This window comes from Cohnella sp. WQ 127256 (assembly GCF_024519285.1).
Taxonomy (GTDB): Bacteria; Bacillota; Bacilli; order Paenibacillales; family Paenibacillaceae; genus Cohnella.
The window spans coordinates 1-13,458 of sequence record NZ_JAMZCY010000003.1; the positions used below are offsets into that span (position 1 = coordinate 1).

10 protein-coding genes are annotated in these 13,458 nt (G+C 51.7%); 7 read left to right on the forward strand and 3 right to left on the reverse strand.

Annotated elements, in window-relative coordinates; all coding sequences use genetic code 11:
* Positions 1 to 218: 218 nt before the first annotated feature.
* Both M1K58_RS10235 and M1K58_RS10240 read right to left on the reverse strand, forming a co-directional pair.
* Positions 219 to 1,223 (reverse strand): electron transfer flavoprotein subunit alpha/FixB family protein, encoded by a 1,005-nt coding sequence (locus M1K58_RS10235; protein WP_256758753.1) that lies wholly within the window; start codon positions 1,221 to 1,223, stop codon positions 219 to 221.
* Positions 1,224 to 1,231: 8 nt separating this feature from the next.
* On the reverse strand, positions 1,232 to 2,095 hold the full coding sequence (locus tag M1K58_RS10240) for an electron transfer flavoprotein subunit beta/FixA family protein (RefSeq protein WP_256758754.1): 864 nt from the start codon (positions 2,093 to 2,095) through the stop codon (positions 1,232 to 1,234).
* 231 nt (positions 2,096 to 2,326) lie between these two features.
* Between M1K58_RS10240 and M1K58_RS10245 the strand changes: the two genes are divergently transcribed.
* Complete coding sequence (locus tag M1K58_RS10245; RefSeq protein ID WP_256758755.1) at positions 2,327 to 4,429, forward strand: (Fe-S)-binding protein; 2,103 nt, start codon at positions 2,327 to 2,329, stop codon at positions 4,427 to 4,429.
* 6 nt (positions 4,430 to 4,435) lie between these two features.
* Positions 4,436 to 6,778, forward strand: coding sequence for a 3-hydroxyacyl-CoA dehydrogenase/enoyl-CoA hydratase family protein (locus tag M1K58_RS10250; RefSeq protein WP_256758756.1), 2,343 nt, complete (start codon positions 4,436 to 4,438; stop codon positions 6,776 to 6,778).
* Between the two features lie 10 nt (positions 6,779 to 6,788).
* Here the strand turns inward: M1K58_RS10250 and M1K58_RS10255 are convergent, their stop codons facing one another.
* Positions 6,789 to 7,058, reverse strand: a complete 270-nt coding sequence (locus tag M1K58_RS10255) for a hypothetical protein (protein WP_256758757.1) — start codon at positions 7,056 to 7,058, stop codon at positions 6,789 to 6,791.
* Here M1K58_RS10255 and M1K58_RS10260 point away from each other — a divergent pair.
* From M1K58_RS10260 to M1K58_RS29660, 5 genes are all read left to right on the forward strand, one after another.
* Positions 7,048 to 7,695, forward strand: a complete 648-nt coding sequence (locus M1K58_RS10260; RefSeq protein WP_256758758.1) for a hypothetical protein — start codon at positions 7,048 to 7,050, stop codon at positions 7,693 to 7,695. The two genes, M1K58_RS10255 and M1K58_RS10260, sit on opposite strands and share 11 nt — an antisense overlap.
* Positions 7,692 to 8,879, forward strand: coding sequence for a thiolase family protein (locus tag M1K58_RS10265; RefSeq protein ID WP_256758759.1), 1,188 nt, complete (start codon positions 7,692 to 7,694; stop codon positions 8,877 to 8,879). Before M1K58_RS10260 ends, M1K58_RS10265 begins: the two co-directional genes overlap by 4 nt.
* Before the next feature lie 12 nt (positions 8,880 to 8,891).
* Positions 8,892 to 10,685, forward strand: a complete 1,794-nt coding sequence (locus M1K58_RS10270; RefSeq protein WP_256758760.1) for an acyl-CoA dehydrogenase family protein — start codon at positions 8,892 to 8,894, stop codon at positions 10,683 to 10,685.
* A 13-nt stretch (positions 10,686 to 10,698) separates the two neighbouring features.
* Positions 10,699 to 12,414 carry a long-chain-fatty-acid--CoA ligase gene (locus M1K58_RS10275; RefSeq protein ID WP_256758761.1) on the forward strand — a complete coding sequence of 572 codons (1,716 nt, stop codon included), beginning with the start codon at positions 10,699 to 10,701 and terminating at the stop codon, positions 12,412 to 12,414.
* Between the two features lie 151 nt (positions 12,415 to 12,565).
* The gene (locus M1K58_RS29660; protein ID WP_256758762.1) at positions 12,566 to 13,378 is read left to right on the forward strand and encodes an FHA domain-containing protein; all 813 of its coding nucleotides are present in this window, start codon (positions 12,566 to 12,568) and stop codon (positions 13,376 to 13,378) included.
* Positions 13,379 to 13,458 lie beyond the last annotated feature (80 nt).

Genomic DNA, 13,458 nt, shown 5'->3' on the forward strand with positions numbered 1-13,458 from the left:
TAGCTGTGATATCCAACGAGCAATTATAATAATCGGTTTACAAGGGAGGCGTGCTCTCAAGCCAGTAGTGGCTTGAGAGCACGCCTCTTTTTGGGCCTTTTCACGGTATCCCTTTGGCTCAGGATGATATTGGGATGGAAGAGATACCGTGATAGGAGGCGGGAAAATCGTATGGATGTCATTCTGCTTGAAGGGAAAGCAACAGAATAGACGAGCGACTATAGTTCTGAGGACAACCCATCGATGAGGGCTGGGACGACTTCGAATAGATCGCCGACGATACCGTAATCAGCTACGCTGAAAATGGGAGCGTCGGGGTCCTTGTTGATTGCGACGATGACGCGGGAACGGCTCATGCCGGCAAGATGCTGGACGGCGCCGCTGATGCCGCAGGCAATGTAGAGATCTGGGGTGACGGTTTTGCCTGTTTGCCCGATCTGCAGGGCATAATCGCAATAACCGGCATCGCAGGCTCCGCGCGAAGCGCCAACTGCGCCGCCGAGCAGCGCTGCGAGCTCTGCGAGTGGTGCGAAGCCGGCAGCGCTCTTCACGCCGCGTCCACCGGCGACGATGATCCGCGCCTCCGCTAGGTCGACCGTGCCGGAAGCTCGCCGGACAACATCGCACACAATTGTGTGCGACTGTGGCGGGGTGAACGGTAGGCTGCGGATTGGCGCGGCTGCCCCTGCGACGATAGCTGCAGGAGCGAAGTTGTTGGGGCGTACCGTGACGATCGTCGGGTAGCCCGGGAGGAAAGCGCGCCGCTCGAGCGCTTTCCCCGCGTGCAGAGCACGCGTGAACACGATGCGTCCGTCCGCGCCCCGGGCGGCGGCGAGCGCATCGGAAACCTGGCCTGCCCCGAGGCGTGCGGCCAGCCGCGGGGCAAGATCGCGCCCGATTGCGGTGTGGCCCAGCCACCACCGCGCCTCGGGCGCCAGTGCTTTCGCCGCCTCCAGCAGGGCGGCGAGATGCACTTGTGGCGCATAGCGGCCAAGACTGGGGTGATCGATGACGATCACCTCATCTGTGCCGTGCTGCGCCAGCAGCTTTGCGGTGGCGGAGGCAGCTGCGGCCTCGCCCGCGCCGTCGCTGCCAAGCAGCAGGACTGCGGCGAGTCTGTCGCCGTCCGCCATGCAGCCCTTGGCTGCGGCAATCGCCTCCAGCGATACTCGACGCAGCTTGCCGTCGCGGCATTCCGCGACTATAACATGTTGGCTCATCATCGCTATGCTCACCTCTCTTTCAATACTTGCGCTTCGTTCCGCAGCAGGGAGAGCAGCTCCACGGCTTGCTCTCTTGCCGCCCCGCTCAGTTTCCGGCCAGATGGCCTTGCAGGCGGCGCGTCGCAACCGATTCGCTCGGTGCGGGGTGCAGCCGCTCCTCTCGACAACTCCACCCCGAGCTCTTCAGGACTAAGCTCGGTTAACAGCTTCCGCTTCGCCTTCATGATCCCTGCCAACGCCGGATAACGCGGCTCGTTCAATCCTTGCTGCGCGGTAAGTAACGCGGGGAGTGGCAGTTCCCAGCTCTCGCTGTCTCCCTCTGCATCGCGGGTAACCAGTAGCTTTGCTCCAGATGCCGCCCCGTTCTCGCTGCCTCCAGCAGAATTCACCAATTGGCAAGAAACAATGGCCCCCGCATGAGGCCATCCGAGTAACTCCGCCACACGGATAGCAACCTGTCCCGCCCCGTTATCTATAGATAAATGTCCAGCGAATACAAGCGGAAACCCTCGCTCCCTTATCGCAGAGGCAAGCAGCAAAGAGACGGTATGCTCATCTGCGCTTAGCCGAGTTGAATTTTGCCCATCCGCACCACGTTCATCCAAACTGTGCTCCCTCACATGAATCCACAAGGCTTCGTCAGCGCCCATGGCTAGGGCAGTTCGTAGCGTTTCAATACACCTTTCTGTTCCGACTGAAATGACGGTTACCGTGCCACCGTGGGCTTCCTTTATCCGCAAAGCCTCCTCCAGACCGTATTCGTCGTAGGGGTTGAGCACCTTTTTCACGCCAATATCGTCTATCTTGCCGTCTCGCACGAAGATAGGCTCATCCGTAGCAATGACAGATTTGATCAAAACCGCGATATCCACAGGCATCCTCCTTGTAAACGGATTCGTAAAATAGGAGATGTATCCCGATTGGTGTGTCCTTTTTTGCCGATTAGGGCATATGAGGGGTAGGTTTCGGAATAAATTTACGAGTATCAACCGTTTGCATAGTGTCACTTTCATCGTATGACCCTTGTAGAAGGTTCAGAAGATCGGGCTTTGTTGGGGTGTGTATTTAGGCAATAGCTAAAGGGGAGCGGGGTGGACAGTTCGATGAATCTTTGGATTGTTGCAGCTGTTACCTTCTGCGGAATCGGTACCTTTAGCTTAATTGTCCTCGGCAAAATCAAGCTTATTCTGGGCGGCAAGCCGGACAGGGGGATGAAGCTCGATTGGAGTCGTGCTTTACAAGCGGCTGGGCAGGTTTTTGGGCATCGTCGGCTTCTTCAGGATCGACGTAGCGGATTGATGCATCTGGTTTTATTTTATGGATTCCTCATGCTGCAGTTAGGCGCCTTAGATATTTTATGGAGAGGAGTTACGGAGAAATCCCTTCCTTGGGCGAGCAATGGCGTTTTCACAATTCTGCAGGAGGTTACGGTTACCTTAGTTCTGCTAGCGGTTGCGTACGGGGCCTATCGGAGATATGGGGAAAAGCTCCCGAGATTGCCAAAGGGATGGAAGCCCCTTCTAGTGCTCATCTGGATTGCTGGATTAATGCTGTCGGTCTTATTCACGCTTGCATTTGATCGAGTGAGGGAGGGCTGGGTAACCTCAAGCTATGCTCCAATCTCGTCTGCGGTTGCTTCTGTTCTACCTAAGTATTCCGCGCAGATAGGGTATGCAATATCGTGGTGGTTGCACCTTCTGCTACTGTTGGGCTTTCTCGTCTATGTGCCTCTATCCAAGCATTTTCATATTTTTACGGCACCCGTTAACTGGCTCTTGCGTCCGCTGGGTACCCCAAAGCTTGCAGCATTGAACTTGGAGGACGAAACCGCAGAGAAGTTCGGGATGAGCACGGTTGAAGATTTAACGCGCAAACAAAGGCTGGATCTGTTCGCATGCGTGGAGTGCGGCAGGTGTACCAATGTGTGTCCAGCAGCAAATACGGACAAAGGATTATCCCCGATGCATTTGATGACGAAGCTACGGGACACCCTGCAACGTAAGGGAATGGAATTTCGTCCAGTCGGCACGGTGGAGAATGGGACGTCGGACACGATGGACATGAACGGAACTCTGATGTGGCAAAAGATGAGCTGGGTGAAGCGCGATCGTTTTCTGACCGGTAGCTTAATTCACGAGGGCTCACAACTATCGGAGCCTCAATCGATTATCGGAGAGGTGATCACCGAGCAAGAGCTATGGGCATGTACGACATGCCGTCATTGCGAAGAAAGCTGTCCTGTAGGGAACATGCAGCTTGCACCTTTGATGGAGATGCGCCGGTACCTTGTGCTAACGGAAGGGAAGATGCCTCCAGAGGCGAGACGCACGCTGCAAAATATTGATCGTCAGAGCAATCCTTGGGGCTTCCCTCGTCAGGATCGCACAGCTTGGATGGAGGAATTCGCCGTCAAGGAAGGCTGGCATATTCCGACTTTACGAGATGAGCCAAAGCCGGATTGGCTTTGGTGGGTTGGTAGTATGGGCGCTTACGATTTGCGTGCCCGCCGAGTGACCTTTGCCTTTGCACGATTATTGCGCGAAGCGGGGGTATCGTTCGCCGTGCTTGGGACAGAGGAACGGAATTCTGGAGATACGCCAAGACGGTTAGGTGACGAATTTTTGTTTCAAGAGTTATGTCGTTCTAACATTGAAACCTTCAAGCGTCACAGGATAAAGAGAATCGTAACGACTTGCCCGCATACGTATCATCTTTTCCGCAATGAGTATACGGATTTTGGCTTTGAGGCTGAAGTCAAGCACCATACGGAGCTACTGGCGGAGCTTCTAGCTAATGGACGCCTTACTCCTCAGCATGCGGTTTCGCGGACACTTACACTTCATGATTCTTGTTATTTGGCCCGTTATAACGGGGTGACGGAGGCTCCGCGCGAGATTTTGACCGCGATTCCTGAGCTTACAACGAAGGAAATGGAGCGATCCGGTAAACAGGGACTTTGCTGCGGTGCGGGTGGTGGACGGATGTGGATGGAGGAGCCCGGACGTCGGGTAAATGAGGTTCGCACAGCTCAGGCGCTGGCCACTGGAGCAGAGCTTATCGGTTCGGCATGCCCTTATTGTTTGACGATGATGGAGGAAGGCTTACGCAAGCATGGAGCAGAAGAACGAACGGGAGCAATGGATGTGGCAGAAGTGCTGGCGATGTCGGTATTCGGCGCTGCGGACAAAATAACCCGAGGGGAGTGAGGCCACTTGTGGAATGTGCGGAAGGCGGCGGTTATTGGAGCGGGGGTGATGGGTTCAGCCATCGCCGCCCATTTGGCGAATGCAGGTGTGCCCTGCCTATTGCTGGATCTTGAAGGGCTGGCAGCTAAAGGGATAGTTAGGCTCAAGGAAACGAAGCCGTCCCCCTTATACGACCCTTCCTTTGTTACACGAATAAAGGCTGGCGAGTTGGATCGCGACTTGGGGTTACTATCAGAGTGTGATTGGGTTATCGAAGCCGTATCGGAAAAGCTGGATGTGAAGCATAGCGTATGGTCGCGCATCGATTCCGTATGGAAACCGGGGATGATCGTTAGCAGTAACACATCGGGTTTGTCAATTAACGAGATAACCTCGGTTTGCAGTGAAGCATGTCGCCGGAATGCTATGGTTACGCATTTTTTCAACCCCCCTCGGTATATGAAGCTGCTAGAAATCGTCCCCTGTCGGGATACAGATGCTCAGGCGGTTGCTGATGTTGAACGTTTTTGCCGTGATCGATTAGGTAAAGGCGTTGTAATGGCAAAGGATACACCTAATTTCATTGCGAATCGGATCGGGACGTATGCCATGCTAGTAACCCTTCAGGCGATGGAAAAGCATGGGTTATCGGTAGAGGAAGTCGATGCGGTGACGGGTCCCCTGCTAGGACGGCCGAATAGCGCGACTTTTCGGACATTGGATTTAGTCGGATTAGATACCTTCCTGCATGTTTGTCGCAATGTACGAGAGAACATAGAGGATCCTGTTGAGGCTGCAGCTTTTGCAGCACCTGCAATTGTCGAGGATCTGGTATCGAAGGGGTGGCTAGGAGAGAAAAGCGGGGGAGGCTTCTATCGTAAAGATGATTCTGCGCGTGGCAAAGATCGAATCCAAGTACTTGATCCGTATACGATGACTTACAGCCCTCGTAGCAAGATTACCTCACCAGCCTTAGAAGCGGCCAAGATGGCCAAGGGGACAATGGGGAAAATACAGGCGCTGCTAGAGGTGGCGGATGACAATCGTTTGGCGGCTTTTGCCCGTGAAGTGATGGAAGCAGCGTTATGCTATTCAGCAGATAAGCTCGGTGAGATTGCGGATAATGCTATTCAAATTGATCAGGCGATGAAGTGGGGCTTTAACTGGGAGAAAGGTCCCTTTGAAACATGGGATGCACTTGGAGTCACGGAAACGGTGGCTCGACTAGATGCACGTGGAGTAGCGGTTCCTGCTCCAGTAGCCGCTATGCTGGATAAGGGCTCGACCTCCTTTTACACACGGAAGGCAGGTAGCTTGTTTCATTACTTGCGTGGTGAATATAAGGCAGTAGAGGAAAGGCCGGATGAACTGTCCTTGCGGAAGTTACGTGAGCGTGGCAAAACCATTTTTGTTGGTGATGGAGCAAGTCTAATTGATCTTGGTGATGAAGTGGCATGCCTGGAGTTTCATTCTCCTCACAATGCGATAGGTCCGGGAATTCTCTCTGCTATTCGCCAAGCTTCTGAGGAGGTAGACCGCAACTGGCGAGGACTTGTCATTGCCAACGAAGGGCGTAACTTCTGTGTGGGGGCCAATCTGATGTTGCTCCTGATGGAGGCGGAGAATGGGGAATGGGAGGAAATTGATCTTATTATTCGCGAGTTCCAGATGAGCATGAAATCGCTCCGCATTTTGCCTCGTCCAGTTGTAGCGGCGCCCCATCGGATGACGCTGGGTGGAGGTGTGGAGGCTTGCTTGCCTGCGGATCGGATTATTTTTGCAGCGGAAACTTATTTCGGACTTGTGGAGACAGGTGTGGGGTTAATTCCTGCCGGAGGAGGATGCTTAGCAGCAGCAGTTATGGCGCAAGAACGTGCAGGAGCCGCGGGGATAGAGGATGTGACATCGCCAATTTCCCAGCTATTCGAGACGATCGCAATGGCTAAAGTGTCGGAGAGTGGATATGATGCGAAGCGACTTGGCTATTGGCGAGAGGGTGATACGGTCGTCATTTATGAAGAAGCACGAATCGCTGAGGCAAAACGAACGGTACTTGAGTTGGATCGTCGCGGCTACACGGTACCTCCCGTTAATCGGCAGGTTACTGTTGGGGGAAGAGAAGCCGCGACTTTGCTGAAGCTGGGTGTTTCCTCAATGCGGCGGAGTGGCTATATTTCCGATCACGATGTTCGGATTGCCGGCAAGCTAGCCGATGTGCTAACAGGAGGAGATGTTCCAGCGGGAACAGTTGTGTCGGAAGAGTATTTACTCGACATGGAGCGGGCAGCCTTCCTGAGCTTATGCGGTGAACCGCTCACCCAAGCCCGTATGCGCCAAATGCTAGCGACCGGCAAGCCACTTCGAAACTGAATTGATTAGCTCAGTGATGATGCTTCAAACCAACCAACACCCTCTCATAGCGGAAAAAACCAACAATGGAGCGCACCGCACACACCAGCACCCTCCCATAGCGGAAAAAACCAACAATGGAGCGCACCAAACAAACCAGCACCCTATCATAGCGGAAAAAACCAAAAATGGAGCGCACCAAACAAACCAGAACCCTCTCATAGCGGAAAAAACCAACAATGAAGAGCATTGCACACACCAGCACCTTCCCATAGCGGAAAAAACCAACAATGGAGAGCACTAAACAAACCAGCTTCACTTGCGAAGGCCAAAAAAGTGCCTTGGCGGAGAAACTCAGCAGCAAAGGCCCAAGCGAAGGCCAAAAAAGTGCCTTGGCGGAGAAACTCAGCAGCAAAAGCCACAACGAAGGCCAAAAAAGTGCCCTGGCGCAGACGCTCAGCGGCAAACGCCTCAGCGAAGGCCAAAAAAGTGCCTTGGCGGAGAAGCTCAGCAGCAAAAGCCTCAACGAAGGCCAAAAAAGTGCCCTGGCGCAGACGCTCAGCGGCAAACGCCACAACGAAGGCCAAAAAAGTGCCTTGGAGGAGAAGCTCAGCAGCAAAGGCCCAAGCGAAGGCCAAAAAAGTGCCCTGGTGGAGAAACTCAGCAGCAAAAGCCTCAACGAAGGCCAAAAAAGTGCCCTGGCGGAGAGACTCAGCAGCAAAAGCCTCAACGAAGGCCAAAAAACTGCCCTGGTGGAGAGACTCAGCAGCAACGGCCCAAGCGAAGGCCAAAAAAATGCCTTGGCGGAGAAGTTCAGCAGCAAAAGCCACAACGAAGGCCAAAAAAGTGCCTTGGCGCAAACACTCACCAGTAAACATCTCAGCAGCCAGCACCCCAAACGAAGGCCAAAAGCACTCACAAGGAGGGGAGAACTATGACAGGTAGAGAAGTCGTCATCGTCTCGGCGGTACGTACGGCGGTTGGTCGGGGGAAGAAGGGCGGCTTCGCACAGACTCGACCGGAAGACTTGGGCGCAGCAGTCATTCGCGAAGCAGTCCGGCGCGTGCCAGGGCTGCAACCTTCCGACATCGATGATGTCGTAATAGGTTGTGCGATGCCAGAAGGTGAGCAAGGACTCAATGTTGCCCGGCATATTACGCTACATGCCGGGTTTCCCGTTCACGTTCCCGCGGTAACCGTGAACCGTTTTTGCGCATCCGGCCTACAGGCGATTGCCCAAGCGGCGGCAGCCATTCAAAGTGGAACCGCAGATACGATCGTTGCTGGTGGAGTGGAGAGCATGAGTCGGATTCCGATGACTGGCTTCAAGCCTTCCCCACATCCGGGACTATGGGATGCGATGCCTACCGCGTATATGGGCATGGGACATACGGCTGAGCTCGTCGCCAAGCGCTGCGGAATCACCAGGGAGATGCAAGATCAATTCGCAGCAGAGAGCCATCGCAAAGCAGCACAAGCAATCGCTGCTGGACGGTTCCAAGAGGAAATTATTCCGATCCTAACGACAGCTACGGTAACAGATCCCTCCACGGGGAAATTACAAACAAACCATCTCACAGTGACTAATGATGAGTGCGTACGCGCGGATACTTCAATAGCTAAGTTAGCTACTCTCAAGCCATCGTTCGCAGTAAACGGAACGGTAACCGCCGGCAATTCGTCTCCTTACAGCGATGGTGCAGCAGCCGTTGTTGTCATGAGTCGCGAGAAGGCGGAAAGCCTAGGTATTCAACCGCTGGCGATATTCCGAGCGTATGCCGTTGCAGGCCTACAACCAGAGATAATGGGACTCGGTCCTATAGAAGCCGTTCCCAAGGTGCTAAAGCAAGCGAATTTAACAACTGAGCAGATTTCCCTTTGGGAAATTAATGAAGCTTTCGCAGCACAATGTATTCCAGTCATCGATCGGCTAGAAATTGACCCTGAGCTAGTCAATATCAATGGAGGGGGCATTGCACTTGGCCACCCTTTAGGCTGCACGGGAGCCAAACTGACGGTGACTTTAATTCACGAGTTACTTCGACTTGGTGGCGGCTATGGCGTGGTCACGATGTGTGTGGGTGGTGGGATGGGCGCGGCTGGCGTGTTCGAGGTTGTTTAAGGAGGTGGCAATATGTCTAATCCTGTTTGGGGTGGCGGTAGATTCGTTGTAGATGACGCTGATCCAGCGCAAAGCGTGACTCCTGAGGACTTTTCGGAGGAGCAGTTGATGCTAGCTGAGACGGTTCGTGCCTTCGTTGAACGGGATATTAAGCCCCGCGATGCAGACATTGAGAAGCTGGACTATGAATTAACGGTGCGGCTTATGCGCAAGGCAGGGGAAATTGGACTGCTAGGAGCGGATGTACCTGAAGCTTATGGCGGCTTGGGGCTGGATAAAATGAGTACGACGCTGCTTGCGGAAACGCTAGCACCAGCTTCGTCTTTTGCCTTATCTGTTGGAGCGCATACCGGAATAGGGACATTACCCATCGTGTTCTTTGGCACGCAGGAGCACAAGAACCGCTGGCTCCCGCAATTAGCTAGCGGTGAGCTTATTGCTGCCTATTGCTTGACGGAGCCAGGCTCCGGCTCGGATGCACTAGGTGCCAGATCAACCGCCGTATTATCCGAAGATGGACAGCATTATATCCTCAATGGCTCCAAGCTCTATATTACGAATGCCGGCTTTGCGGATTTATTTATTGTATATGCCAAGGTAGATGGCGTTCATTTCAGTGCTTTTATCGTTGAGCGTCATACACCGGGATTCACGATTGGACCAGAGGAGCACAAAATGGGCATTAAGGGCTCATCCACGCGCCCCCTTTTTTTTGAAGATGCATATATTCCTGTTGATCAGTTACTAGGTGAAGTAGGCAAAGGCCACCTGATTGCTTTCAATATATTAAATATCGGTCGATTTAAGCTGGCGGCAGGGTGTCTTGGAGGCATGAAAGAAGCCATACAGCTATCCGCCTCCTATGCTAATCAGAGAAAGCAATTTGGTAAAGCCATTTCCTCCTTCCCGCTAATCGCTTCTAAGCTCGCCAATATGAATACACTCACTTACGTGACTGAGAGTATGGTTTATAGAACAGCTGGACTTATCGATGAATCGCTTAATCATGCCAATCTAGATGGTGAAGACGGAGGTTTGCAGGCGGCTAAGGCGATCGCGGAGTACGCTTTAGAATGTTCTATTAATAAGGTGTTTGCTTCTGAAGTGATGGATGCCGTCGTCGATGAAGGTGTCCAAATTCATGGGGGCTGCGGCTACATTCAAGAATACAAGATCGAAAGGCTTTACCGAGATTCTCGCATTAATCGGATATTCGAAGGAACGAATGAGATTAATCGACTGTTAATCCCTGCGACACTTCTCAAACGTGCTTTAAAGGGTGAGCTTCCGTTAATTGAGAAGGCACAAACGCTGCAACGTGAATTACTGAACCCCTCTCCATTTGTCGCAGCATCAGCGACAGCGCCCAACCCATTGGATAAACCTATAGCGATATGCGCAGCGGTCAAGAAAGTATTTCTAATGATCGGTGGACTTGCCGTTCAGAAGCATGGGCTGAGACTGGAACGTGAGCAAGAAATTGTAGCAGCATTAGCCGATGCCATGATCGACATCTATGCACTGGAGAGCGCATTGTTAAGAGCACGCAAGCTAGCGTTACGAGAACCCGACCCTCAAAGCTTGCAACATCCAATTGACATGACCACACTATTCGCCGAGGAAGCTGTCGAGAGAGCCGGGCAGCGTGCTCGAACGATACTTGCGACTTTGGAGACAGGAGAAAACCTACGACTACAGCTATCTGTTCTGAAGCGGTTGCTCAGATTCGAGTCCGTTAATCTATCTGCTCTGCGTAAACGCATCTCTGCCCGGGTCGTTTCTGCTGAGAGCTATGTCGGACTTTGAGGAGGCGAGCAGAGTGAGTGAGGATACGGCTCCGAAAGAGAGTGATCGTCCATGGTTGCCCTATTACCCTCTTCAAGTTAAATCGTCCTATGAATATCCAGACCAGAACATTGCTAATTTTTTAATCGATTCCGCACATGCTTTTCCGAACAATGAAGCACTCGACTTCCTAGGCAAAAGCTATACCTACAAGGATTTGCTACGGCAATGCTACAAGCTGGCGAATGCCCTAAAACAACTAAATGTTAATAAGGGGGATCGGGTTGCGATCATGCTCCCCAATTGTCCACAGGCGGTCATAGCTTATTATGGAGGCTTGATGGCTGGAGCTGTAATCGTTCAAACAAATCCGATCTATACAGAACGGGAGCTAAATCTCCAGCTTGTAGATAGCGGTGCAACCACCCTCATAACGCTGGATCTACTCATGCCTCGAGTCAGCAAAGGGATAGAGCATACAGAAGTGAAACAAGTTGTCGTAACCTCACTGTCGGATGGACTACCTTTTCCGAAGAACGTCCTGTATCCCATTAAACGTCGTAAAGAACATCCTGATCTCAAGGTGAAATATAAGGCTGCTAACGGAATTATACGCTGGTCCTCTCTGCTGAAGCGGGGCAAGGAAACACCCATTTGTGAAAAGGTTGACGCAGATACGGAACTAGCGATGATCCAATATACGGGAGGGACGACGGGTCGACCCAAAGGGGTTATGCTGACTCACGCTAATCTGATCGCCAATGCGGTGCAGCTAACCAATTGGTGCTATCAACTGGAGCCGGGAAAGGAAAGATACCTTGCGGCGCTTCCTTTATTTCACGTTTTTGGCTTGACGGTGTTGCTGAATCAAGCGATACATCGTGCAGGATCATTATTGCTCATTCCGCGCTTCGAACCGAAACTCGTTCTGGAAACGATACGGCGACGTCAGCCGTCTGTTTTTCCAGGGGCACCGACGATGTATATTGCATTGCTCAATAACCCCCTAACGAAGGAGGGGGATCTCGGCTCTATTCGGGTATGCTTTAGCGGTGCTTCACCCCTTCCACGTGATGTGCAGGAGCAATTCGAGCAGAAATCTGGAGGTAGACTGATCGAAGGATACGGCTTAACGGAAACTTCTCCAGTGTCGCATTGCAATCCGGTCTGGGGAAGGCGTAAATCTGGAACAGTAGGCATTCCGCTCCCGGACACAGATGTCATTATCATCGGGGAAGATAGCTTAGATCCACTACCCATAGGTGAGGTTGGTGAGATCGCCGTTCGCGGTCCACAAGTTATGATGGGGTACTGGAATCGTCCGGAAGAGACAGCAGCCGTGCTGCAAAATGGCTGGCTGCGGACAGGGGATCTTGGAACGATGGATGATGAAGGCTATTTCAAAATTGTTGAACGGAAAAAGGATGTTATTATTGCTGGAGGATTTAATGTTTATCCACGCGAGGTAGAAGAAGTTCTCTTCGAGCATCCTGCAATAAAGGAAGCATCCGTTCTTGGAGTTCCTGATCAATATCGCGGAGAGACGGTTAAAGCTTTTATCGTTTTGAAGGAAGGCTTGCAAGTATCGGAGATGCAATTAGATCGGTGGTGTAGAGATCGACTAGCTGCCTATAAGGTTCCCAAGCAATACGAATTTCGGGATAGTCTTCCAATGTCTTTGATTGGGAAGGTTATCCGACGTAAGCTGAAGGAGGATCAGAAATCAGAAGAGGGAGAAAACCTAAAATAAACCTAAATTTTGGAATTCCGTAATTGAATGGGGACTTTGTTTTCGCTATAATAGATATAGCTGTGAAAACATTAGAATTATTTTTCTAACCATTAAGGAAAGCGTTTACAAAAAATAAATCCAATTGTGACAGATAACGGAGGTGAAGGTTGTGAATGAGCGTAAGCGAGTAAAAATAGAAAGGGGGAATTCATTCAAGTTCACGGGGATAATGTCGCCCCGCAGATTTAAGGCAATCCTAAGCTCTTCGATCCTTATTGTTGGGCTACAGGCTTCACCTATTCACGCATGGGCCGCGGGTTCCGTAGAAACCTCCATAACCCAAGTTAAAGCAGGGACACTTCCGTTGCTAGCCTCGCTTGGCTTAGGAATTGCTGTAGCTGTAGGTGCAGTGATTGCATTCCTACAGATGACGGCCAAGGGCAAAGGGGCGAATAAGGCTTCAATATTGGCGACAGAGAATGAGGCTGATGAAGTTGAAGAAGCTGATGAGGCTATAGCGGAAGGAACCTATGATGAATATATCAATGAAGATTGGAATGATGACGATCATTCTTTGAGTGATTATACAATTCCGGTTACCCAAATCATGAGGACTCCAGAGCAAGCTGAGCTAGCGGAGGAGACAGAGCCTAGATTATGCGGTTTAGAGGGAGAGCATGCGGGCAGCAGCTACCGTATTCTGAATCGTCGACTGATCATCGGCCGTGATCCTGCGCAATGTGTGATTTTGTTTCCATATGAGGCTTCAGAAATCAGCCGTGTACATTGTACATTAAGATTTAATGAAGAGAATAGGTTATTTTTTCTGGAGGATAACGGTTCTTCCAATGGAACGTTCCTCCTGAATGGCGAACGTCTAAAGCCGGGGGTTCGCTATGAACTTCATTCAGGTGAGCGATTTTCCCTATCAGGTAAGGAGCATTGGTTCGAAGTTCAGGATCAGGTTGAGCAGTCTAACTAATGCGTATGTCCATGGTGACGGGAGCCTATCGTTTTTTACTTTATCCCACAGCAGTAAAATGGTATAATGTGAAAGTGCAG

Excerpts from the sequence above, each read along its gene's own strand:
- M1K58_RS10270 (WP_256758760.1), top strand. The coding sequence starts at position 8,892 with ATGTCTAATCCTGTTTGGGGTGGCGGTAGATTCGTTGTAGATGACGCT.
- M1K58_RS10260 (WP_256758758.1), top strand. The coding sequence starts at position 7,048 with ATGGAGAGCACTAAACAAACCAGCTTCACTTGCGAAGGCCAAAAAAGT.
- M1K58_RS10235 (WP_256758753.1), bottom strand. The coding sequence starts at position 1,223 with ATGATGAGCCAACATGTTATAGTCGCGGAATGCCGCGACGGCAAGCTG.
- M1K58_RS10265 (WP_256758759.1), top strand. The coding sequence starts at position 7,692 with ATGACAGGTAGAGAAGTCGTCATCGTCTCGGCGGTACGTACGGCGGTT.
- M1K58_RS10245 (WP_256758755.1), top strand. The coding sequence starts at position 2,327 with ATGAATCTTTGGATTGTTGCAGCTGTTACCTTCTGCGGAATCGGTACC.